This window comes from Pantoea sp. EKM21T, assembly GCF_011800405.1.
Lineage (GTDB): Bacteria > Pseudomonadota > Gammaproteobacteria > Enterobacterales > Enterobacteriaceae > Pantoea > Pantoea agglomerans.
This window is the reverse complement of sequence record NZ_JAALFV010000001.1, coordinates 683486-706167: the sequence shown is the minus strand read 5'-3', so window position 1 is coordinate 706167 and position 22682 is coordinate 683486. Positions and strand designations below refer to the sequence as shown.

Here is a 22682-nt window from a genome sequence, read left to right as displayed (position 1 = left end):
CCGGCAACATTCTCATCGTTATATTAATTAAATTCATTTAACTGGCCAACTTTCCTTAAAGATCTTCCGGTCTGCTGCCGACAGTCTACAGACCGGCATCATGAATGCTATGGCATTACTCCGACTGTCGACAGAACCAGAATTTACCGCCCTGGCGCCCGCTATCCCTGCGGCAGTTCCAGCTGGCTGTAACCCAGCCCATTCATCTTGCGTACTTTAATCTGAACCGGAATGCGCTCTTTCATCGCTTCCACGTGGCTGATCACCCCAATGGTTTTGCCGCTGGCGTTGAGTGCATCGAGTGCGTCCAGCGCGGTGTCGAGCGTCTGCGCATCCAGCGTGCCAAATCCCTCATCCAGAAACAGCGATTCGATGCGCGTTTTGTGGCTGACCAGATCCGATAACGCCAGCGCCAGCGCCAGACTCACCAGGAAGCTCTCACCACCCGACAGCGTGCGGGTATCGCGCGCCGCATCGGCTTGCCAGGTATCGACCACATCCAGCTCCAGCAGATCCTGCGCCCGTCGCTGCAGCAGATAGCGGCCATGCAGCCGATCGAGCTGACGGTTAGCCAGGGCCACCAGGTGATCCAGCGTTAAGCCCTGGGCGAAGCGCCGGAATTTATCGCCGCTGGCGGAGCCAATCAGATCGTTGAGCAGGCTCCACTGCGCCAGCGTCACACCATCCTGTTCAATCTGCGTCATCAGGCTTTGCTGGCGCACACGAAGGCTGGCATCGCTCTGGAGCTGCTGCTGAATCTGACCCTGCTGGCTGGCGTTGTCGCGCAGTGCCAGCCGTAACTGCTCCAGCTGTTGCGCCAGCGCTTCGGCGGATTCCGGCATCGCAGCGGGTTTCGCCTGCTGATGGAGACTGAGCCGCTGACGCAGATCCGCCAGTCGCGCCTGCTGCTGCTGGCATTGCTGATCGAGCTGCTGCAACTGCTGACGCAGTTGCACTGCGGTCTGCTCATCCAGCAGCGCCGCGCGCAGGCTGGCTTCATCCGCGAATCCGGCGCTCTCCAGTGCCTGCTGCAGCGCGCTTTCCGCCTCTGCCAGTTTGCTATTGAGAGTCTGCCGCTGATTTTCCAGTCCCGAAAGCTCACCCTGCAGGCGACTGACCTCGGCCTGCGCCTGTTGCAGGGCCGTGAGCTGCTGTGCCAGTTGTTCATCAGCCTGCTGAACGCGGGCCTGTATCTGCTGACGGGCGTGGGTGACCTCGCGGTCGCCAAACAGCGCCTGACGGGCACGGCGCATCTCGCTGAGCTGCGTCTGGCGCTGGTTTTGCTGCTGCTGACGAGTGGTGAGCTGCTGCTGCTCCAGTTCTGCCTGCTGTTGCAGGGCAGTGAGCTGGGTTTCCCCCTTTAACAGCTGCGGTTGCAGATTAGCGAGCAACCGCTCACTTTCCTGCCAGCGCTCCCAGCGCCGCTGCTGTTCTGTCAGCCACGCCTCGCGATGGGCGGCGTCGGGCAGGGCAAGGTTGTGTGCACTGAACTGCTGCTCCAGACGACTCTGCAATTGCGCCATGGCCTGCTGTTCCTGCTGCTGACGCTGTTGCAGCGCATCCAGCGCCTGCTGCAGGCTGGACAGCGACTGCTGCGCCAGCTGTTCTGCCTGCAAATGCTGCTGCCAGGCCTGTGACTGCTGAAGATAGTAATCTTTTGCGGCCTGACGCGCTTGTTCTGCGGCTTCCTGCGCCTGTCGCTGTTGCTCAAGCTGGCTTTCACGCTCGCTTTGCTGCTGCTCCCACGCGGTTAAGGCATCCCGATCGGCGAGCGGGAAGGTAAGTGCCAGCTCACCGCTCAGCGCCTGCCATTGCTGCTCAAGCCGATCGAGCTGTTGCTGCATCTCCGCGATCTCATCGCGCAGGGTCTGCTGCTGCACGGCTGACTGTTTCAGCTGTTCGCTTTTTGCCGTGCCCGCTTCGCGCAATGCCTCGGTTTGTTGTTGCAGTGCAGCCCGGCGCTGCTGGTTAGCACTTACTTCCAGCGTGCTGTAGGCCTCAACGGCGGGATGCGTGCAGGAGCCGCACAGCGGACAGGGCTGATCGGCGGCGAGCCGGGCGCGGTAATCGCTGAGATCGACAATCTGCTGCTCCAGCGCGCAGATTTTTTCGACATCATCCAGCTGCTGTTTTTCGCGTTTCCACGTCTCGCGCAGCGCCTGGAGTTCCGCTTCACTCTGCTGATGCGCTTTTGCGAGCGCGATAAGCCGCTGCTGGCGCTGGTCCAGCTGCTGGTGCAGCGGCTGCCACTGGGTTGAAAGCAGCAGCAGTTGCTGACGCGCCGGACGGCTGTTCTGCAACTGGCTTAATGCCTGACGCAGTGCGGCAGGCGGATGCTGTTCCTGTAGCGAAGTTAGTACTTGCTCCGCCTGCGAGAGCGCCTGGCGGGCCTGTTGCTCCGCCTGCTGGCGCGGGAGCGCCTGTTCTGCCTGCTGCTGCTGTTTCGCCTGCTGGGCAGCGATCTGTCGCTGCTGCTGCTCGCGCTGTTGCGCCAGTCCGGCCAGGGTCGCTTCACGCTGCGCCAGCAGGGCAAAGTTCTCCTGCCACACCGGCAGCGAAGCGCCCCATTGGGCGAGATCGGCAAGCTGCTGGCGTAACTGATGCTGTTCGGCAATCGCCTGCTGCCATGTCTCAACCTGGCGCTTCTGCTCTGCCAGGCTGGCCTGTGTCTGATCAGCATGCTGCTGCTGTCGGGCATTTTCCTGCTGCTGCTCCGCAAGCTGCTGCTGCAGTGCGCTGATCCGCTGATCCAGCGGCAGAACCTGTTCTGTCAGCAGACTTTCCTGCTGCTGCTGTTCCTGCAGCGCCTGCTGGCGGGCACTCTGGGTCGTCGCGTAGTGCTGTTGATGCTGCTGCTGTTGGCTCTGCGCCTGCTGCTGCGCCGACGTGAGTTGCTGACAGCGGCTCACGACCTGCTGCTGTTCGGTGCGTAACGCGTCGCGCTGCTGCAGTTTTACCCGCAGCTTTTCAGCCGGTTCGCTGCGTGCAAGACGCTGACGATCGGCCTCTGCCGCCTGGGATGCAGCCTGGGCCTGCTGCAGCGCGACGTCAGCCTGCGCATCTTCCTGCTGTAACTGCTGCGCCTGCTGTTGCCACTGCTGCTGTTGCTGCGCCTGCTGATAGTGCGCGCTGAGCTGCTGTTCCGCATCGGTCAGATCGGTGAGCTGCTGTTGCAGCGCGGCGCGTGCGTCGCTATCCAGCAGCGCCATCGCTCCCGCCTGGCTGCGCAGCAGATCCAGCTGGGTTTTTGCCTCTTTGTGGCGCTCGTAGATGGCGGCGGAAATCAGACCGTAAATTTCGGTGCCGGTCAGCTCCTCAAGCAGTTCCGCGCGCTCACTGGCTTTCGCGTTGAGAAAGGCGGCGAACTGGCCTTGTGACAGCATCATCGAGCGGGTAAACCTTTCGAAATCGAGCCCGGAGAGGGTTTCGATCAGCTTCAGCTTGTCACCGACTTTATCGGCAACAATAGTGTTGTCAGCGCAGCGTGCCAGCTCAACGCGCGGCGCCTGAAGTTTGCCGTCGGCAGTGCCGCGCGCGCGGTTCTGGCTCCAGAAGGCGCGCCAGGCTTCTCCTTTGATCTCAAACTCCACCTCGGCCAGACATTCGGCACAGTCGCGGGTCATCAGCGCATTCTGGCTCTGTGAAATCGCGCCCAGGCGCGGTGTCTGGTGATAGAGCGCCAGGCAGATGGCGTCCAGCAGGGTGGTTTTACCGGCGCCGGTGGCACCGGTAATGGCGAACAGGCCGTTGCTGGCGAAAGGTTCGGCGCGGAAGTCGATGAACCATTCACCGCGAAGGGCATTGAGGTTTTTGAACCGTAGCGTGAGGATCTTCATTGGGTCTCTTCCATGGCGGCCAGCGTCTGGCGGAACAGGGTGGTCATCTCGGCGATTTGCTCTGGTTGCAGCTCCTCATCCAGCGCCAGCCGGCGGGCAAAGACCTCCTCCACCTTCAGCTCACTCAGGGTTTCGTTGTCGAGCCGCGCCAGGCTCTGTTGCCGCTGTTCACGGCTGCGGCGGAGCAACAGGACTTCGACCGGCAGCGTGGCGGTCAGGGTTTCTACCTGACGCTGCAGATCGCTGAGGTACTCCTGGGTGGTGACTTCGATGTCGAGCCAGGTCGGCTTCTCCTGCTCTGCCGTGCTGAAGGCATTTAACTGCTCTGCAATCTGCGCCAGCGATCCTTTCAGCACCTGCATCGGCTGCGCCTGTGGCACCAACAGCGGCGTGACCGATTGCAGGCCGCTGGTGGTGAGTTCCAGCAGGAAGACGCTTTTTTCTGTGCCCAGCTCGTCAAAGCTCAGCGGAATCGGTGAGCCGCTGTAGCGGATATGCTCGCTGCCCGCGACGCGCTGAGCGCGATGAATATGCCCCAGTGCGATATAGTCAGCCGCGGGAAACGCGCTGGCCGGAAAGGCATCCAGCGTGCCGATATAGATGTCGCGCACTGAATCGCTCTGGCTGACGCCGACGGTGGTGAGATGGCCGGTGGCGATAATCGGCAGTGCATGGCCCAGCGCCTGGGCGGCGGCGAATCGCTGCTGATAGTGGTGGGCGATCGCTTCCAGCAGCGAGGTCTGCTTGTCGCGTCCCGACTGACCCGCCCGGCTGCGCAGGATATCGCGCGGCCGCAGATAGGGAATCGCACACAGCAGCGCGCCCGGCTCGCCCTGGCGGGTGTTGAGCAGCAGCACATCATCCTTCTCCTGCGGGGTGGCGATCACCCGGGTATTGAGGCAGGCGAGCAGCTCACGCGACTCATTCAGCGTGGCAACGGAATCGTGGTTGCCCGCCAGCACAATCAACTGACAGCCGCTGGGCTGCAGCGCCACCACAAAGCGGTTGAACATTTCGCGGGCGTAGCTGGGCGGTGTACCGGTATCAAACAGATCGCCTGCGATGATCAACGCATCCACCTGATGCTGTTCAATCTGGATCAACAGCCAGTCGAGAAATGCCTGATGTTCGGCTGCCCGACTTTTGTTGTAGAAGAACTGCCCCAGATGCCAGTCCGCAGTATGAATGATGCGCATGATGAGTCCCTGCCGTTGTGATTCGCCCGGCGATTATACTGGCTCTGCGGCCAAAGCAAAAAATTGTCGCTGCGCTGTCATAAATGATTACCAGTGAGGTTACAGGCAGGTTATGTTTTTCATAAAAGTGTCACAAATCTGACGCATAATGGCGCCGCGAATCTCAGTGACATCCGTCATAATCAGCAGGAGTAATAATGGCTAAGCGCATTTTGGTTGTGGAGGATGAAGCCCCCATCCGTGAAATGTTGTGTTTTGTTCTGGAGCAGAACGACTATCAGCCAATCGAGGCGGAAGATTATGACAGCGCCGTTGGCAAGCTGATTGAACCCTGGCCCGATCTGATTTTGCTGGACTGGATGTTACCCGGTGGCAGCGGTATTCAGTTTATCAAACATCTGAAACGCGAGGCGATGACACGCGATATCCCGGTGATGATGCTCACCGCGCGCGGCGAAGAGGAGGATCGGGTGCGCGGCCTGGAAGTGGGTGCCGATGATTACATTACCAAACCCTTTTCACCTAAAGAGCTGATGGCGAGAATCAAAGCGGTGATGCGCCGTATTTCGCCGATGGCCGTGGAAGAGGTGATTGAGATGCAGGGGCTGAGTCTGGATCCCTCCTCACATCGCGTGATGTCCGAAACCACGCCGCTGGAGATGGGTCCCACCGAATATAAGCTGCTGCACTTCTTTATGACCCACCCGGAACGCGTTTACAGCCGCGAACAGCTGCTGAACCACGTCTGGGGCACCAATGTGTATGTGGAAGATCGTACTGTCGATGTTCACATCCGCCGTTTACGTAAAGCGCTGGAAGTGTCCGGCCACGATCGCATGGTACAAACCGTTCGCGGAACAGGGTATCGTTTCTCTGCCCGCTACTAAACGGAGCCTTTACCGTGCTGGAACGCCTCTCCTGGAAGAGATTACTGACAGAACTGCTGCTGGTCTGTCTGCCCGCAGTGCTGCTGGGCCTGCTGTTCGGCGGTCTGCCCTGGTGGCTGCTGCTGAGCGTGCTGACGGTGCTGTTGTGGCATTTTCACAATCTGATGCGGCTGTCGCACTGGCTGTGGCTCGACCGCACCATGACGCCACCGGCCGGGCGTGCCAGCTGGGAACCGCTGTTTTATGGTCTTTACCAGATGCAGCTCCGCAACCGGCGGCGGCGGCGTGAACTGGGCAATCTGATTAAGCGTTTCCGCAGCGGTGCCGAGTCGCTGCCGGATGCGGTGATCCTGACTACCGAAGAGGGCACCATTTTCTGGTGTAACGGCCTGGCGCAGCAGCACCTGGGTCTGCGCTGGCCGGAAGATAATGGCCAGAACATCCTCAATCTGCTCCGTTATCCGGAGTTCTCGCGCTATCTTCGCCAGCGCGATTTCGACAAGCCGCTGACGCTGGTGCTGAACAACAAACTTCACATGGAGTTCCGCGTCATGCCCTACAGCGAAGGGCAGTGGCTGCTGGTGGCGCGTGATGTCACGCAGATGCATCAGCTGGAAGGGGCGCGCCGCAACTTCTTTGCCAATGTCAGCCATGAATTGCGCACACCGCTCACGGTGCTGCAGGGCTATCTGGAGATGATGAACGACTCGGTGATGAGCGAGCCTTCGCGCAGCAAAGCGCTGCACACTATGTCGGAGCAGACGCGCCGCATGGACAGCCTGGTCAAACAGCTGCTGACGCTGTCGCGCATTGAAGCCGCGCCCGCAATCGATCTGAAAGAGAAAGTCGATGTGCCGGTGATGCTGAAACTGCTGCAGCATGAGGCGGCAACGCTGAGTGGCGGCCGTCACGATATCCATTTCCATACCGATCCCCATCTGAAAGTGTTCGGCAACGATGAACAGCTGCGCAGCGCCATCTCCAATCTGGTTTACAACGCGGTAAACCACACACCGGATGGCACGCGAATTGATATCAGCTGGCTGCGCGGCAAACAGGGGGCTATCTTCCGGGTGTGCGATAACGGGCCGGGCATCGCCTCAGAACATATTCCGCGTCTTACCGAGCGTTTCTACCGGGTCGATAAAGCGCGTTCGCGTGCGACCGGCGGCAGCGGACTGGGGCTGGCGATAGTGAAACATGCTCTGAGCCACCATAACGCCCGGCTCGATATCACCAGCGTGCCGCACAAGGAGACCTGTTTTACCTTTACGCTGCCAGCAAGGTTGATTGTCAGCAGCGTGATGCAGGAGAATGCCGTTCATTAATTGCTGCCGGATCTCCCTGATGCGCATCCTTCTTTTGTTGATCGTTACTCTGCTGCCGGGCCTGGCACTGGCCCAGCCCGGCGCGCTCTCCGGCAATCTCAGCAGCGTCGGATCGGATACGCTGGGCTATCTGATGACGCTGTGGGGCGAAGATTTCAGTCGCCAGGCGCCGGGCGTCAATGTCCAGGTTCAGGCCTCCGGCTCTTCTACTGCGCCGACCGCGCTGGCGGCGGGTGCAGCACAACTGGGTCCGATGAGCCGCCCGATGCAGGCAGATGAACGCCAGGCCTTTGAGGCGCGCTACGGCTATCCGCCGCTGGCGGTTCCGGTGGCTATGGATGCGCTGGTGGTGGTGGTGAATCAGCGCAATCCGCTGCAGCAGATTGAACCGCGTCAGCTCGACGCTATCTTCTCGATTACCCGTCTGTGTGGCGCACACAGCGTGCCGCTGCGCTGGGGCGATCTCGGCTTAACCGGCGCGCAGTGGAGCAAACGGCCAATTCAGCGCTATGGACGTAACTCCGCCTCCGGCACATGGGGTTTCTTCAAGCAGCAGGCGCTGTGCAAAGGTGATTTTCGCAGCGACGTGGCGGAGTTTCCCGGCTCGGCCGCAGTGGTGCAGGCGGTGGCCGGTAATTCTCGCAGCATCGGCTACGCCAGTTTTGGCTTTCATCTCAGCGGCGTAAAAATGCTGGCGGTGATGAATGATCAGGGGCAGGCGATTACCCCGGATGCCGAGGCCATCCGCAGTGGCCGTTATCCCTGGGCGCGCCCGCTCTATCTCTATGTGAATAAAGCGCCCGGCAAACCTTTGCCGCCGCTGGTGGCCGCGTTTCTGCAGCAGGTACTTTCGGCACAGGGACAGCGGCGGGTCAGCGAAGCGGGCTATCTGCCGCTCTCTGACAGTCAGATGACGCAGGCGCGCGCCGCGCTGCGTTAATCCCCCGGACGTGAATTTTTTTCATCATCACTGAATTTTCTTCAGTTGCAGAAGAAAGCCGCCCATGCCACTCTGTGTTCAGACATGTAGCCATCCAGATGGCTATTTATATCAGGATGCAACTATTTCCTGCCGTCATTACCGGCAGGAGAGACAGGAGTGATCATGCAAAGAGAAACCGCCCCGTTCCGTGCCGATACCGTTGGCAGCTTTCTGCGTCCCGCCGCCATTAAGCAGGCGCGCGAACAGTTTGCAGCCGGAGAGATCGATGCGGCGGCCCTGCGCCAGGTTGAAGATGAGGCGATTCGCGATGTGGTGGCGAAACAGCGGGAAAACGGTCTGAAAGTGGTCACTGATGGCGAGTTTCGTCGCGGCTGGTGGCACTTCGACTTCTTCTATGGCCTGAATGGCGTAGAGCGCTATGAAGCGGAGCAGGGCATTCAGTTTAATGGCGTGCAGACCAAAGCGCATGGCGTGAAAGTGGTGAGCAAACTCGGTTTCCCGGCGGATCATCCGATGCTGGCGCATTTCCGCTTCCTGCAGAGTATTGCCGGTGATGCGGTGCCGAAGATGACCATTCCCAGCCCCAGCGTGCTGCACTTCCGTGGTGGCCGCAAGGTGATCGACGCGGAAGTCTATCCCGATCTGGCAGACTACTTCGACGATCTGGCGCAGACCTACAAAGCAGCTATTCAGGCGTTTTATGACGCGGGCTGCCGCTATCTGCAACTGGATGATACCGTCTGGGCTTACCTCTGTTCTGAGGATCAGAAGCGCGATATCCGGGCGCGTGGCGACGATCCTGACCAGCTGGCACAGACTTATGCTCAGGTGTTGAATAAAGCGCTGGAAGGTAAACCTGCCGATCTGACCGTGGGTCTGCATGTCTGTCGCGGCAACTTCCGCTCAACCTGGATCTCTGAAGGCGGCTATGGGCCGGTCGCAGAAATCCTGTTCGGCAGCGTCAACGTGGATGCCTTCTTCCTGGAGTATGACAACGCCCGTTCCGGCGGCTTTGAGCCACTGCGTTACATTAAGCCAGGTCATCAGCAGGTGGTTCTGGGTCTGATTACGACCAAAGTGGGAGAACTGGAAGATCCGGAGCAGGTGAAAACCCGGCTGGAAGAGGCGGCGCAGTATGTCAGTCTGGATCAGATCTGCCTCAGTCCGCAGTGTGGTTTTGCCTCAACCGAAGAGGGCAACAGCCTGACCGAGACGCAGCAGTGGCAGAAGATTCGCTTAGTGGTCGATATCGCAAATCAGGTCTGGTAGTGCTGTAACGTTGTGCAGACAGGCGCGTAAAACGCGCCTTTTGTGTATCTTCAGGCCCGTTTATGCGGGGATTTCTCGCGCTCTGTCTATTATTTAGGCACATCATCTTGTGTGCCTGCTGCAAAAATTAACGCTATCCACTGCCTTTTGAAAAAATGGCGGCATAACCTTCTGGTTTTCCGATCCCGTATTGCCTTTCACCGCTATAAACGTTTTACTTAGCGCCGTTGTCGATCCATCCCTCTGTGAACAGAATAAAAGCAGCTTAAATCACCTGCGCTTTACCCTGCGACGAGCATAATGCGCTGACATTGTCAGCCTGGTCGTGGTTTACACGCAGCGAGGGGACAACACTAACCCAACTTCCACCGCAACATCAGTGACAGGCCGTATGACACATCGTTTAACTTCGAAGGACATTCTCGCGCTGGGCTTTATGACATTCGCCCTGTTTGTTGGCGCGGGCAACATCATTTTCCCGCCCATGGTCGGTATTCAGTCTGGCGAACACGTCTGGACTGCCGCGATTGGTTTTCTGATTACCGCAGTCGGTCTGCCCGTGATGACCGTGATCGCGCTGGCCCGCGTCGGCGGCGGCGTGGATGCACTCAGCACCCCGATTGGCAAGGTCGCTGGCATCGTGCTGGCCACCGTTTGCTATCTGGCTGTCGGGCCGCTGTTTGCCACACCGCGTACGGCCACGGTCTCGTTTGAGATGGGTATTGCCCCGCTGACCGGTGATGGCGCGCTGCCGCTGTTTATCTATAGCCTGATTTACTTCACGCTGGTGATTGGCGTATCGCTCTATCCCGGCAAGCTACTCGACACGGTAGGGCACTTCCTTGCGCCATTAAAAATTATTGCGCTGACCGTGCTGGGCGTTGCTGCCCTGGTGTGGCCTGCTGGCGGCACGGTTCCGGCTACCGCTGATTATCAGCGTGCGGCCTTCTCCAGCGGTTTCGTCAATGGCTATCTGACCATGGATACGCTGGGCGCGCTGGTATTTGGTATCGTGATTGTCAACGCCGCCCGTTCGCGTGGCGTCGATAATGCCGCGCTGCTGACCCGTTATACCGTGCTGGCAGGGTTAATCGCCGGTCTGGGCCTGACGCTGGTCTACCTCTGCCTGTTTAAGCTGGGCGCGGGCAGCGGTGCGCTGGTGGATCAAAACGCTAATGGCGCAGCGATTCTGCACGCGTATGTTCAGCACACCTTTGGCAACATGGGCAGCTTCTTCCTTGCCGCGCTGATCTTCGTCGCCTGTATGGTGACCGCCGTTGGCTTGACCTGTGCCTGTGCGGAATTTTTTGCGCAATACCTGCCGTTATCGTATAAAACGCTGGTGTTTATTCTGGGTCTGTTCTCCATGGTGGTGTCGAATCTCGGCCTGAGCCACCTGATTCAGATCTCCATCCCGGTACTGACGGCGATTTATCCGCCCTGTATCGTGCTGGTGGTGCTGAGTTTCACTCTCAACTGGTGGAATAAGAGCAGCCGGATTATCGCGCCAGCCATGTTAATCAGCTTGCTGTTCGGTATTGTTGATGCGATTAAAACCACCGGGTTTAAAGATTTGCTGCCCGCTTTCAGTCAGAATTTGCCGCTGGCCGATCAGGGTCTCGCCTGGTTGCCGCCGTCGTTGGTGATGCTGCTGATTGCCGCTGTTGTTGATCGGGTAAAAGGGCCGGAACAGGTGACCGTTCACTCGTAGCAGAGAGCACTGATTTTTCTTTAACCACGGGCCTGCCCGTGGTTTTTTCATTTCACAGGTACAGGTTGTTATGCAAGAAACCAACAAGCTCAAACGCGGACTGAGCACGCGCCACATCCGCTTTATGGCGCTGGGATCGGCGATTGGCACCGGGCTGTTCTACGGTTCCGCTGACGCGATAAAAATGGCCGGACCGAGCGTGCTGCTCGCCTATATCATCGGCGGGGCAGTGGCTTACATCATCATGCGCGCACTGGGTGAGATGTCCGTTAACAATCCTCAGGCCAGCTCCTTCTCACGTTACGCGCAGGACTATCTTGGGCCGATGGCAGGCTACATCACCGGCTGGACGTACTGTTTTGAAATCCTGATTGTGGCGATTGCGGATGTCACGGCGTTCGGCATCTATATGGGCGTCTGGTTCCCTGAGGTGCCGCACTGGATTTGGGTGCTGAGCGTGGTGCTGATCATCGGTGCCGTCAATCTGATGAGCGTGAAGGTGTTTGGCGAAGTGGAGTTCTGGTTCTCCTTCTTCAAAGTCGCCACCATTATCGTGATGATTCTGGCCGGTTTCGGCATGATCATCTGGGGACTCGGCAACGGCGGCCAGCCGACCGGCATCCACAATCTCTGGACTAACGGCGGCTTCTTTGCGCACGGCGTAGTCGGTATGCTGCTGTCGCTGCAGATGGTGATGTTTGCCTATGGCGGTATCGAAATCATCGGTATCACCGCCGGTGAAGCGAAAGATCCGGAGAAGTCGATTCCGCGCGCCATCAACTCGGTGCCGTGGCGCATTCTGGTGTTCTACGTCGGCACGCTGTTTGTGATTATGTCGATCTACCCGTGGAATCAGGTGGGCACCTCGGGCAGCCCGTTTGTGCTGACCTTCCAGCATCTGGGCATTGCTGCGGCCGCCTCTATCCTCAATTTTGTGGTGCTGACCGCGTCACTCTCGGCGATTAACAGCGATGTGTTTGGCGTGGGCCGCATGCTGCACGGGATGGCGCAGCAGGGACATGCGCCGAAGGTCTTTATGAAGGTCTCTTCGCGCGGGATTCCGTGGGTGACGGTGGTGGTGATGATGTTCGCCATGCTGATTGCGGTTTATCTCAACTACCTGATGCCGGAAAAAGTCTTCCTGGTAATCGCCTCGCTGGCGACCTTTGCAACGGTGTGGGTCTGGATCATGATTCTGCTGTCGCAGATCGCGTTCCGTCGCAAAATTGGCAAAGAGGCGGCCAGTAAGCTGCAGTTTGCGCTGCCAGGCGGCAGCTGGACTGCTGGCGTCGGCGTAGCCTTCCTCTGCTTTATTATCGGTCTGATTGGTTATTTCCCCGATACCCGCATTTCCCTCTATGTCGGTATGGTGTGGATAGTGGTGCTGCTGCTGGGCTATAAGCTGGTTCGTAAAGTCCGCTAAGGATGTTTTCCATGCTGGCTGGAGTGAGACTGTTGAAGCCCGGCTGCAGATAATGCTGCGGCTGGGGCTGTTTTTTTGGCCTCCCTGATCGGGTTTTGTCTGAAGGCGTTCGTCAGCGCCCGGAGGGGAATTCTGGCCGCGAGCCTGGCCACTGGCGCAGGGGAGTGAAAGTAATGGTCATCGGGCGTTAGCGGGACTATCGTTCAGGCGCGCAGACGGGCGTAACCGGCCGTCCATCTGTAGTGATCGATATCGATGTGGCGCTTATGACAGTCAATCCGCGCTTTATTTCGCTGGATTGACGCCTGCAAATGCGTCTCAGGCTCTATTCGTATCAACAATAATGCTGATTTACTAATTGCCTGACCGCCCCTATCTTGTTAACTGTCCGTGCCAGCATTAATTCGGCAACACAAATAACAAGTCATTCAGGGACAAACCATGTTCAACAAGCCCTCACTAAAGAGTCTGCTGTGCCTGCACTCTGTGTGCTGCATACTCCTTACAGCAATTCTGCTTTCCACAGTGACCGGCTTTGTGCTGAGGAACCAGGCAGAACAACGTCTCCTTGAATCCAGCACTGCATATGCACGTAAACTGGCCAACACTGCCGATAACATGTTCCGGACGGCCCAGAAGGAACTGGCTTTCAGCGCCGCACAGATAACCAGCTACAGGGATTTGCAGGTTCTGCAGCATGAAACCGACAGGCTACGTCTGCAGTCAGACATGTTCAGTTCCGTGCTGGCCCTGTCGCCCGAGGGGCGGGTCGTGGCCGCTTCTCCCTTAAATTTCATTCCATCCGGTACGTCGCTGAGTGTGGCGTCCGGGCAGCTGGAGGCCGTAAAAAAAGGCCCTTTTGTTTCTGACCCATTCACCCCCTATACGGGAAACTATCTCGTCTTTTTGTCGAACCCGGTCTATTCGCCGTCAGGCGAATATCTGGGGTATCTGGCAGGCTCAATCTATCTGACCAGGAGCAGTATGCTGAGCCGTCTTCTGAACCAGCACTTCTATGCTGATAAGACGACTGTCAGCATTGTTTCCGATACCGGTGAAGTGGTTTACTCCGCGGATGAGGCTCTGACCGGAAAAAGCATCAACCTGAGTGCGGATCTGTCGGCGCAACTGAAACAGAAAAAATATGGCGCAGTGAAAACCCTGTTTAATCAACAGAGTTGCCTGCTGGGTTATTCGGACGTTGTGAAAACGAACTGGCATGTATTCGTCTGCGTTTCATCTGACGTGACGAGCGCAATTCTCAACCGCATCGTAAGTGATGTGATCCTCTACGGGCTGGTGCTGGCGCTTCTGTTGGTCATTGTGAGTCTTTACATCTCCGCCAGAATTTCACAGCCACTCGAAAATCTGGCCCGCCTGACCAGCTCAGGCGCGATCGGGCGATTATCAGGAAAAATGGACGGAATTAAAACGTGGTACAAAGAAGCTGACAGGCTAAAAAAAGCATTTCAGGCTTATTCAGCAGCCATCGATAAAACATTTTCTATACTGCGCGATGATGCTCTGACGGATCATCTGACGAAATTACACAACCGGCGGGGCTTCGATCAACTCACGGCACCTTTTGTCGGGGGACAGGGTTCACACAGCCTGGCTCTGTTTGATATCGACCACTTTAAACAGGTTAATGATCAGTTCGGACACGATACAGGGGACGAGGTACTGGTGGCCGTATCAGATCTATTAAAAAAAGGATGCCGTACTCAGGACATCATCTGCCGGTTTGGCGGTGAAGAGTTTGTCATTTTTTTTCCAGACACAACGCTGACCGAAGCCGGATTGGTTGTAAACCGTATACGTGAAAACATTGCAAACGCGCAGTTTCCCGCAGTGAAGCACATTACGATTTCAGCAGGCGTTTGTGAGCTCGCTCACGATGGCGATGACAGAGAAAAAGCGCTGGTTGTGGCAGACCACCTTCTGTACAGGGCCAAGCATGAAGGCCGGAACCGGGTGGTGACCCAGGCACATTCGGTTCACTCACCCTGAGGTACGTTTTTATGATCCGCTTCAGTCGAATGCAGAGTCCGCGTGTAGTTACCCGTCAGCCTGGCCGTTAATTGCTTCTCTCACAGATGAAAAGCGGTGTGTTTTCGGCATAAAAAATCCAGGCATCTTTACCATAAGGCCTGATCTTGAGTACCAGCGGCATATTGTTATCTGTAAAAAAGTCGGGTAACCATTTCTTCTGATCGGAAAGGCTCATCGTCATCTGAGGGGAGTTCATGATCAGCTCAGACCTGAAGTAGTAAAAAAATTGGTTCTGTAAGTATGAAAATGAAATCGTTTTACTCAGATAAGATTTTGTTTCATTTTTATCATATAAGATCCCAGACATTGAAAGAACGCCTTTTCCGTCAAGAAGGGTTTGCGTAATAAGTAAGTCCATCCGGTCCTGCTTCCATTGATAGGACACATCAGCTGTACAAGAAATGGTGTTTTCACCGTTCCTGCTGAATGGCGCGAAAGAATAGATGACAATGCACAAGATAATCAGGAGGATAACTTTAATCATTATTCAGTTTCTTCACAAAGTAATACGAACGGCAATTTGCTCTGACATGTCCATTCAACGGATGCTCGCAGTTAAAATAAGAAAGACTGTCTGCATGTTTGAATGCGGTAAGGTAGATATAAGGTGCTATACTGCAATTTAATTTCATCTCATCAACCTGTTCCTTCACCTCATCCTTTATCAGCCACCCATCCGCATTATTGAAGATTATGCAGCCTTTGTAGTTAGTGCTGTAAATAAACACAGTGTCATTATGATTCGGTCCGGATCTGAAATATAAAAAAGACGAAAAAAAAAGTGCCAAAAAAAGCATAAAGGTTGCGATCATCATTTTTTTTGACTTAAAAAAAGCTGAAAAAAACGGATGTTGTGTCAGGGGTGAATATGAAGAAATCTTGTTTTCAGAATCTGATTTTTGCTCATTCTGAGTATTCCTCATTCTTTCATCAGGGAGGCTGTGCTCTGGCATTTCATTGCCGCCGGCGGAGAGAGAGTGGGCACTTTCCGACTCAGTGCTGACAGATGTAAAGGAAAAAAGACTTTCTCTCTCAACGGTTGTCTGTGGAGAAAGGAGAAACCCCTTCCGCGGCATGGTCCGGATGATATCTTCCTGAAGACCGGCTTTATTCAGCGCGCGTCTCAGCGCCGAGATATTCTGATAAAGAGTCGTTGAGGCCGGTTCCGTACCAAACCGACGCCATACATAGTCATAGAACTGTTGATGTGTGACAAGTTGCCCTACATTATCAATGAGAAGTTCCAGACACAGTGATGCGGATGCGCTGATAACCGCCGGGTTGCCCCTGCCGGTAATTCTTTTTTTATCCGGTTCAAATATCAGAAAACTGTTAAGAGTGATTTTTCTGCTCAAAGCATTCTCCACCAGTGAAAAAAATAAAGACCCCGCATAAAACATACGGCTAATGCGCAGGTGAAAGTTTTGTGAAATAGAAAAATTGTGAGCCTGAAGCTAATCAGATCAGTTTAAATAAGTATATCACATCTTTTTATTGCAAATTTATTTTTATGTTTTGCATGATTTTTTATGTGGGTACTGCAAGTAACTCATTGTTTTTTATGAATATAATATTGAATATAAAATTCATATAAATTTAAACAAGATTAGAGAAATTCAAAGGTGTGTTTATCTCACTTCGCTCGTAAGATGCTTTCGCTGGCTTAATTGTGTCTATGGATTTAAGTGCCCTGACAGTATTAACCATGTTGGATTTTCTCTCTCCTGGTTTATTTACTCAGGCATCAGTCAGCATGTCTATTAACAGAAAAAAATTTCAAGGAGTACTGGAATGTTTAAAAAAACTTTATTGACCGGGTTCGTTGCCCTGACCGCATTATCGGCCAGCAGTGTATATGCAGCACAGGAAAACAGTATCCGCTTCAAAGGTGAAGTTTCTGCCCAGACGTGTAACGTCAGCGTCAACGATTCAACTTCAGCTGCACCTGTTATCTTGCTGCAGACGGCAAAGGTCAGCGATCTTTCCGCGACGGGGAATACGTCTACACCCACAAATTTCAGCATGAAGCTGACAGGATGTACGGATCCTAAAACAGCGACTCAGGACATTAAAATTCATTTTGCATCATCCAATGTTGATGCTTCCGGTAACCTGAAAAATATTGCAACTGACTCTCCGGCAAGTAACGTCGCGATTCAGTTACTGGACCCTGACAATAATGTCATTGATTTAAAATCAGGCGAAGCAACTGCTAAGGCATTCTCGCTCAATCCGAATGAAACCAGCGGAGAAGCACAGTATACCGCTCGGTATATTGCTACCGGTGGGGCTGCAACAGCCGGTAAGGTTGAAGCGACCGTTCAGTACGCTATCAGTTATCTTTAAAAACTGCGCCCCGCGTTTTCGCGGGGCTGGAATAAATTATGAAACTTGTGACTTATCTGAAAATAATTTCAGTTTTCTTTTTTTTAATCAGTGGCGTAACTCAGGCTGCGGTAGTCATGAATGCTTCGCGTATTGTGATGGCGGGTACGCTTGAGAAGACCATTATGTTTGATAACACCAGTGACAATCCGTTTATTGTTCAGGTTGAATCGGATAATAAAGACAAACCAGATTTTGTTGCCGTGCCGCCTGTTTTTAAAATTAAAGAGAAAGGGGGGCAGACGGTAAAAGTTAAACTGTTATCCAGTGAGTTGCCTCAGAATAGAGAGTCGCTCTTTTATCTGGACTTTACTCAGATTCCGGGCGTCAGGAAAAATGAAAATGACGATGACCGGCTGAATATCATCATCCGGAGTCGGCTGAAAGTTATTTACAGACCGGCTGCAGTCAATGCTTTTTCTTCGAAAGATGAAAATAAAGTTTCATACCGATTGCAGGGAGGAGCTTTAGTGATCAGCAACAAATCGCCGAATATTCTATCCATCAGAGATATCAGCAATGGAAAGCGGATCCTGGCAGAAAAATTGACGCTATTGCCGGGTGACGATTATTCCGCAGTCCTCAAGGGCGATCGTCTTAGTGGTCCGCTTAATGCGGTGATGATCAATGATTATGGCACGCCAGTAAATTTCCTGATTAAAGATAAATGATGTGATGTTGTTACGAAAATGAAAATCAGAATTTATTACCTGCTTATTTATCTCTGCTCGTTTTCTATTTATGCGGAAGAATATGAATTCAGCCCCGCCATGCTCAGTGCGGGCGGCCTGAGCGATATTTCCGCATTGTCAGGAGAAGACACATTTTATAACCCCGGTGAATATGACGTTTCTGTTTACATAAACAATAAATTATTTTCAAAAAAGTCGCTGACTTTTGAACGAAAAGGTAAGTCGCTGACGCCGTTATTTACAGGTGAGTTTATCAACAGTTTACCTCTTAAAAAGAAGCCAGAAGCCCTGGTTAATGACAGAAAATACGCGCTTGAAGCTGTTCTGCCGGAGGTAAAGACTTCGCCCGACCTTTCTTCTCTGCGGGTAAACATTACTGTGCCTCAGTCTCTGCTGGTATACCGTCCGGATGATTATATTCCCTCAAGTGAGTTTGAGGCAGGCAGTACCGCCTTATTTTCGAATTACACGGTCAACCAGTATGAGTCACATAGCACCCATACAGGCGGAGTGAGTTCGACGTATGTTGGACTTAGCAGCGGCTTTAACGCAGGAAAGTGGCAGTTCCGGCAGCAGGGGAATTTCAACCGTAACCGTTTTGGGTCCAGATGGCACTCCTCACGCCTGTACGCCAGTCGGGGCTTGCCGTCACTGCGAAGTGAGCTGCTGCTAGGCCAGCTCAGTTCGGGCTCTGATGCATTCAGCGGGCTCGGTTTTACCGGTGTAAGTCTCAGGACCGATAACCGCGTGTTACCCCCTTCCATGGTTCAGTATGCGCCGACGGTGAGAGGTACAGCGAGAACCAATGCGAAAGTCGAAGTCTTTCAAAAAAAATACAAAATCTATGAGACGACTGTTCCACCGGGTAACTTCAGAATTGATGACCTGGCACCGGCTTTCTACGGTGGAGACCTCAATGTCAGGGTGACGGAAAGTGACGGAAGCCTCACTGAGTATTCAGTACCTTACTCTACACTACCGGGTTCCGTCCGCCCCGGACGCCTGGACTATAGCTTTTCAGCCGGCGAGATCAATGATTACAGCCGTGACAACCAGTTTACCGAGCTTTCCGTCAAGTATGGCGTTTCTAATGCGGTAACGGCAAACAGCGGGTTACGTATCGGTAGTGGTTATCAGGCGGCCAGCGGTGGGGCCATCTATTCTTCGTCACTCGGTGCATTCGGTTCTTCTGCAACCTGGTCCAATGCGCGACTCAGAAATGGCAGCGCCACGCAGGGGTGGATGGTGAATACCGAGTACAGTAAAACGCTGGGTCCGGTTGGCACCACCATCAGTTTTGCCGGCTACCGGTATTCCACCCGTGGCTACCGGGATCTTCAGGATATCGTTGCCCTGAACAACTCGGACACCCCGCTGTCGTCGGTGGAGGGGGGAACGTACATGCAAAAAAACCGTCTTCAGCTCAATGTCAGCCAACCGCTAGGTTCACTGGGCAGCATTTACGTTTCCGGCTCATCGCAAAATTACTATGACGGACGAAACAAAGACACCTCTTATCAGGTGGGATACAACACGGCATTGCCTTACGGCATTCACATGGATTTCAGTATTTCCAGACAGTACCGCACCCGGATTTCTGACGCGCAGAGATGGGGAGTACCTGACGAAAAACGGCACAAGGAATATTACAAAGACACCCAGTTTGCGCTGAATTTTTCTGTGCCTATCGGGCGTGATACCCGTAATACAACCCTGTCTGCGTCATACATCAATAGTAATAGTGAACACAGCTACCAGACCTCGCTGTCCGGCAGCGCAGGTAAAGACAACACGACCCAGTGGGGTGTGAATTACAGTCGCGACCGCTCAGGAAACAGTTCGGGTCTGAATCTGGCGACCATTCTGCCCAAAGCCAACGTGAGTGGAACGGTCTCAAAATCTCCGGGAAACTGGCAGGCATCCGGTTCGATGAGCGGTGCCATCGCGTTGCACAGTGGCGGGATCACACTGGGGCATACCGTGAGTAACACGTTTGCCATTGTGGAAGCAAAAGGGGCAGAGGGCGCCACGGTACTCAATGGCCAGAACATTAAAATCGACAGTTCAGGTTATGCAATCGTTCCTTCGCTGATGCCTTACAGACGTAACAACATCAACCTTGATGCGCCGGAAGGGGCATCCGCGGATGTCGATATTATTGACAGCCAGCACGTTGTGACGCCATACGCGGGTTCCGTCAACCGGGTGGTCTTCAAAACGCGCCAGGGCATACCGGTCATGATGCAGCTCAGGCGGGCGAATGGCAGCTATGTCCCCCTGGGGTCAGATATTTTCGATTCCGGTGGAAATAACGTTGCAACGGTAAGCCAGGCCGGTAATACCTATCTGCGGCTGGAAAACCGTCAGATACTGACCGCCCGGTGGGGCAGCGCGCCCGATGAACAGTGCACCATCCGTTATACGCCTGTAGATACTCAGTCCACGAAAGCGCTGAATTATATTACCGCAGTCTGTCAATAAGGCCTTATGCATGAAAAAGTATGCAGTCATTTTTTCCCTGCCGATCGTGGCGTTTTTTACATCGTCAGCCTTCGCCACATGCCAGCCTGTCTATAAAGCCAGACAGGGCGATGACAGTAAAGGCGGTGTGCCTCTGATTTTTGGTTCAATAAAACTTCAGCCCGCGGAGTTTATGCCAACTGGACTGATTGGCTCCACTACGGCCACGGTAGGGCAGGCTCAATCCTTGCCTGAAGGGGAGAACCAGCTGTTATACACCTGTGATCTTGCCGATCAGGGACAGACCTATGAGTATTTTGCCACTAACGGCGACAGTAACGTGGGGGGCAATATCAGCGCGGGAGAGGGCGTCTATCAGACCTATTTTCCTTTTATCGGCATCAAACTGATTCGTGACAGTGACGGTAAGGTGTTCTCAAGGTACTGGCAGCATTCACCAATTGAAGGGCACCGGGAGGGTAACAAGCTCAACTTTTATGCCCGTGACTTCAGCGGTGTGACGGCAGAAATTTACCGCTTACCATCCACAATGAGAGGAGGCGATCCGGTTGCGCATTGGGGATGTAATGGCCCTGCGGATGATTCCGCCAGCGGTATTGCATATACCTGTCCCCAGCCCAACGGCTATACGGTTTTTGTCGGGCCGGGCTGGAACGACAAAAAAAATATCACTATCCCAGGTGCTGACAGTAACACGAACTGGGACGGGTTCAGTAACTGGAACTGGATTGGCTTTGGGATGCAATACTCTACGGCAAACACGTTCGTGCAAACGCCCTGGGGATGTCGCGTCTACAGCTATACAAATCCTGTCATTTTACCGCCAGTCACTGTCACTGCGTTGAAGTCTGATTTTGAAACAATAGGTAAGGACTTTACTGTAACCTATCGGTGCGGTGGGGCGCTCGTTAATGGCTTTATCAACCGGAATGCAGGTGTTGGACCTGATAAAATTTCGGTCGCATTCAGCACTGATCATCCTATGTCCGGGAACAACGTTTTGTGGTCACGTTATGCGTTATCGGATAATTATGGACAGGATGGATATGCGTCAAACGTCGGCATAGGTGTGTCTGTTGCCGGTAAGACGGTCGGATTTATAACCAACGCATACACTAATGATTATACAAAAGGCTGGTTTTCTCTTCTGGATGGGGAAATCTCGCGTTCTCAAAATACCCCCACTCAGGTAGATATCACGTCTCAGTATTTCGCATTCTATGGCATCGTTGACCCCGCAAAACCTGTCACGCCTGGGAAAATAGATGCGACGGCGCATATTATTGTGAGGTACTGGTGATGAGATATTTTTTATATTGGGTGAGTTTTATTTTTCTGTTTAATGCGGCGGAACTCCATGCCACGATTATGCCGTTGCAGGACAGGGTGCTGTTCAGCAGCAAGGACAGCGGCAGGCGCCTGCTCATCGTCAACAACGACAGTCAGGCGCCGGTGTTACTTCAGAGCTGGGTTGATGATGGAAGCGCCGGCGATATTAATAAAGAAAAAAATTACCCTTTTGCTATTATTCCAGCAGTCGCCAGGATGACACCGGGTAAAATTCTGAACCTTAAAATACTGCCGACGGAAAAAATACTTGATTTACCCCGTGATCGTGAGTCCGTATTCTGGATAAATCTCTATGAAATTCCGGGTGTCAAATCTTCTCAGCAGGAGAAAACGGCCAATAAAATAGAAGTCGGATTAAACACCCAGCTGAGAATTACCTATCGGCCTTTCAATAGCAGTATGGACATTAACAGTATTGGCGGCGCTATAAACGTCCGCATTGCCGACAACGGTCATTCACTCGAGCTGAGTAATCCTACGCCCTATTTTGTGACGCCTGTTTCATTAAAAGTTACGTCATTGGCTGGAGAGCAGTCACTAAAACTGGGCATGGACAGAATGATTGCTCCTTATGACAATAAAGGTTTTAGTTTGCCTGAAGTAATAAAAAATAAAAAAATGACCGTTGAATACACGCTGGTCGATGACGTCGGAAAAGAGGCCGTTTTCACTAAAAACCTGAATTAGTTTTCACCTTATATACGCTGGTTCCAGACTGGCAGAATAACGCTGTTTACAGCTTTTACAACATTATTTAATCCGTTTTAAGCAATGGAGGAACTGTGACGTTTATGGATAATACCCAACGCTGCATGTCATTTACTGAGAATGAAGTCGCTGTCACCTGGTTCTTTATGACCGGCATGACCCTGAAGCAGATAGCCGAATGGTTAGGGCTGACTGAGAAGTCCGTTAGTTATTACAAAAGAAGGGTGATGAGGAAAATAGGAGTAAAAAACAATAATGAATTTATTATGTGGTATCTGGGGAATCGATCGATATATCAGGACAGTGCCGCGGAATTCAGTATTCTGCGCCGAAGTGTTCCTGACTCCCGTAATCAGCAGGTAAGGGATTAACAGGTTGATTTTAAGGAGGCAATTAAATTCAACCTTACTATTTTCCAGGC

At 53.7% G+C, this 22682-nt stretch carries 17 protein-coding genes; 13 read left to right on the top strand and 4 right to left on the bottom strand.

Features of this window, described 5'->3' with window-relative positions:
* Positions 1-161: 161 nt before the first annotated feature.
* Together HFD87_RS03440 and sbcD are read right to left on the bottom strand one after the other, a co-directional pair.
* Entirely contained in the window at positions 162-3836 is a 3675-nt protein-coding gene (locus tag HFD87_RS03440; RefSeq protein ID WP_167422932.1) for an AAA family ATPase, read from the bottom strand.
* Positions 3833-5032 carry an exonuclease subunit SbcD gene (gene sbcD, locus HFD87_RS03435; RefSeq protein WP_033771061.1) on the bottom strand — a complete coding sequence of 400 codons (1200 nt, stop codon included), beginning with the start codon at positions 5030-5032 and terminating at the stop codon, positions 3833-3835. Before sbcD ends, HFD87_RS03440 begins: the two co-directional genes overlap by 4 nt.
* Before the next feature lie 197 nt (positions 5033-5229).
* Between sbcD and phoB the strand changes: the two genes are divergently transcribed.
* The 7 genes from phoB (at position 5230) to HFD87_RS03400 (ending at position 14603) form a co-directional block, all read left to right on the top strand.
* Positions 5230-5919 carry a phosphate response regulator transcription factor PhoB gene (gene phoB / locus HFD87_RS03430; RefSeq protein WP_003852491.1) on the top strand — a complete coding sequence of 230 codons (690 nt, stop codon included), beginning with the start codon at positions 5230-5232 and terminating at the stop codon, positions 5917-5919.
* A gap of 14 nt (positions 5920-5933) precedes the next feature.
* The gene (phoR, locus tag HFD87_RS03425) at positions 5934-7247 is read left to right on the top strand and encodes a phosphate regulon sensor histidine kinase PhoR (protein WP_010255313.1); all 1314 of its coding nucleotides are present in this window, start codon (positions 5934-5936) and stop codon (positions 7245-7247) included.
* Between the two features lie 19 nt (positions 7248-7266).
* Positions 7267-8187 carry a PstS family phosphate ABC transporter substrate-binding protein gene (locus HFD87_RS03420; protein ID WP_010671186.1) on the top strand — a complete coding sequence of 307 codons (921 nt, stop codon included), beginning with the start codon at positions 7267-7269 and terminating at the stop codon, positions 8185-8187.
* Between the two features lie 165 nt (positions 8188-8352).
* Positions 8353-9459, top strand: coding sequence for a cobalamin-independent methionine synthase II family protein (locus tag HFD87_RS03415; RefSeq protein WP_167422931.1), 1107 nt, complete (start codon positions 8353-8355; stop codon positions 9457-9459).
* Between the two features lie 391 nt (positions 9460-9850).
* Entirely contained in the window at positions 9851-11170 is a 1320-nt protein-coding gene (gene brnQ, locus HFD87_RS03410; protein WP_010255323.1) for a branched-chain amino acid transporter carrier protein BrnQ, read from the top strand.
* Between the two features lie 70 nt (positions 11171-11240).
* Positions 11241-12593 carry a proline-specific permease ProY gene (proY, locus tag HFD87_RS03405; RefSeq protein ID WP_010255326.1) on the top strand — a complete coding sequence of 451 codons (1353 nt, stop codon included), beginning with the start codon at positions 11241-11243 and terminating at the stop codon, positions 12591-12593.
* Between the two features lie 441 nt (positions 12594-13034).
* Positions 13035-14603, top strand: coding sequence for a sensor domain-containing diguanylate cyclase (locus HFD87_RS03400; RefSeq protein ID WP_243207454.1), 1569 nt, complete (start codon positions 13035-13037; stop codon positions 14601-14603).
* Positions 14604-14670: 67 nt separating this feature from the next.
* Here the strand turns inward: HFD87_RS03400 and HFD87_RS03395 are convergent, their stop codons facing one another.
* Both HFD87_RS03395 and HFD87_RS03390 read right to left on the bottom strand, forming a co-directional pair.
* Complete coding sequence (locus tag HFD87_RS03395) at positions 14671-15129, bottom strand: hypothetical protein (RefSeq protein ID WP_010255330.1); 459 nt, start codon at positions 15127-15129, stop codon at positions 14671-14673.
* On the bottom strand, positions 15122-16045 hold the full coding sequence (locus HFD87_RS03390; protein ID WP_167422930.1) for a winged helix-turn-helix domain-containing protein: 924 nt from the start codon (positions 16043-16045) through the stop codon (positions 15122-15124). Before HFD87_RS03390 ends, HFD87_RS03395 begins: the two co-directional genes overlap by 8 nt.
* A 391-nt stretch (positions 16046-16436) precedes the next feature.
* Between HFD87_RS03390 and HFD87_RS03385 the strand changes: the two genes are divergently transcribed.
* From HFD87_RS03385 to HFD87_RS03360, 6 genes are all read left to right on the top strand, one after another.
* Positions 16437-16991 carry a fimbrial protein gene (locus HFD87_RS03385; protein ID WP_010255336.1) on the top strand — a complete coding sequence of 185 codons (555 nt, stop codon included), beginning with the start codon at positions 16437-16439 and terminating at the stop codon, positions 16989-16991.
* A 38-nt stretch (positions 16992-17029) separates the two neighbouring features.
* A complete protein-coding gene (locus HFD87_RS03380; RefSeq protein WP_010255337.1) occupies positions 17030-17701 on the top strand; it encodes a molecular chaperone in 672 nt (223 codons plus the stop codon).
* Between the two features lie 18 nt (positions 17702-17719).
* Positions 17720-20203 (top strand): fimbria/pilus outer membrane usher protein, encoded by a 2484-nt coding sequence (locus HFD87_RS03375; protein WP_167422929.1) that lies wholly within the window; start codon positions 17720-17722, stop codon positions 20201-20203.
* A gap of 10 nt (positions 20204-20213) precedes the next feature.
* Positions 20214-21503: a fimbrial protein gene (locus HFD87_RS03370; RefSeq protein WP_022626130.1), complete on the top strand. Its 1290-nt coding sequence runs from the start codon at positions 20214-20216 to the stop codon at positions 21501-21503.
* Positions 21503-22240 carry a molecular chaperone gene (locus tag HFD87_RS03365; protein ID WP_010255341.1) on the top strand — a complete coding sequence of 246 codons (738 nt, stop codon included), beginning with the start codon at positions 21503-21505 and terminating at the stop codon, positions 22238-22240. The genes HFD87_RS03370 and HFD87_RS03365 overlap by 1 nt, the downstream gene beginning before the upstream one ends.
* Positions 22241-22344: 104 nt before the next feature.
* Positions 22345-22632 carry a helix-turn-helix transcriptional regulator gene (locus HFD87_RS03360; RefSeq protein WP_010255342.1) on the top strand — a complete coding sequence of 96 codons (288 nt, stop codon included), beginning with the start codon at positions 22345-22347 and terminating at the stop codon, positions 22630-22632.
* Positions 22633-22682 lie beyond the last annotated feature (50 nt).

Coding starts and splice junctions, on each gene's coding strand:
- HFD87_RS03440 (WP_167422932.1), bottom strand. CDS start 3,836: ATGAAGATCCTCACGCTACGGTTCAAAAACCTCAATGCCCTTCGCGGT.
- sbcD (WP_033771061.1), bottom strand. CDS start 5,032: ATGCGCATCATTCATACTGCGGACTGGCATCTGGGGCAGTTCTTCTAC.
- phoB (WP_003852491.1), top strand. CDS start 5,230: ATGGCTAAGCGCATTTTGGTTGTGGAGGATGAAGCCCCCATCCGTGAA.
- HFD87_RS03420 (WP_010671186.1), top strand. CDS start 7,267: ATGCGCATCCTTCTTTTGTTGATCGTTACTCTGCTGCCGGGCCTGGCA.
- HFD87_RS03415 (WP_167422931.1), top strand. CDS start 8,353: ATGCAAAGAGAAACCGCCCCGTTCCGTGCCGATACCGTTGGCAGCTTT.
- brnQ (WP_010255323.1), top strand. CDS start 9,851: ATGACACATCGTTTAACTTCGAAGGACATTCTCGCGCTGGGCTTTATG.
- proY (WP_010255326.1), top strand. CDS start 11,241: ATGCAAGAAACCAACAAGCTCAAACGCGGACTGAGCACGCGCCACATC.
- HFD87_RS03400 (WP_243207454.1), top strand. CDS start 13,035: ATGTTCAACAAGCCCTCACTAAAGAGTCTGCTGTGCCTGCACTCTGTG.
- HFD87_RS03395 (WP_010255330.1), bottom strand. CDS start 15,129: ATGATTAAAGTTATCCTCCTGATTATCTTGTGCATTGTCATCTATTCT.
- HFD87_RS03390 (WP_167422930.1), bottom strand. CDS start 16,045: ATGTTTTATGCGGGGTCTTTATTTTTTTCACTGGTGGAGAATGCTTTG.
- HFD87_RS03385 (WP_010255336.1), top strand. CDS start 16,437: ATGTTTAAAAAAACTTTATTGACCGGGTTCGTTGCCCTGACCGCATTA.
- HFD87_RS03380 (WP_010255337.1), top strand. CDS start 17,030: ATGAAACTTGTGACTTATCTGAAAATAATTTCAGTTTTCTTTTTTTTA.
- HFD87_RS03375 (WP_167422929.1), top strand. CDS start 17,720: ATGAAAATCAGAATTTATTACCTGCTTATTTATCTCTGCTCGTTTTCT.
- HFD87_RS03370 (WP_022626130.1), top strand. CDS start 20,214: ATGAAAAAGTATGCAGTCATTTTTTCCCTGCCGATCGTGGCGTTTTTT.
- HFD87_RS03365 (WP_010255341.1), top strand. CDS start 21,503: ATGAGATATTTTTTATATTGGGTGAGTTTTATTTTTCTGTTTAATGCG.
- HFD87_RS03360 (WP_010255342.1), top strand. CDS start 22,345: ATGGATAATACCCAACGCTGCATGTCATTTACTGAGAATGAAGTCGCT.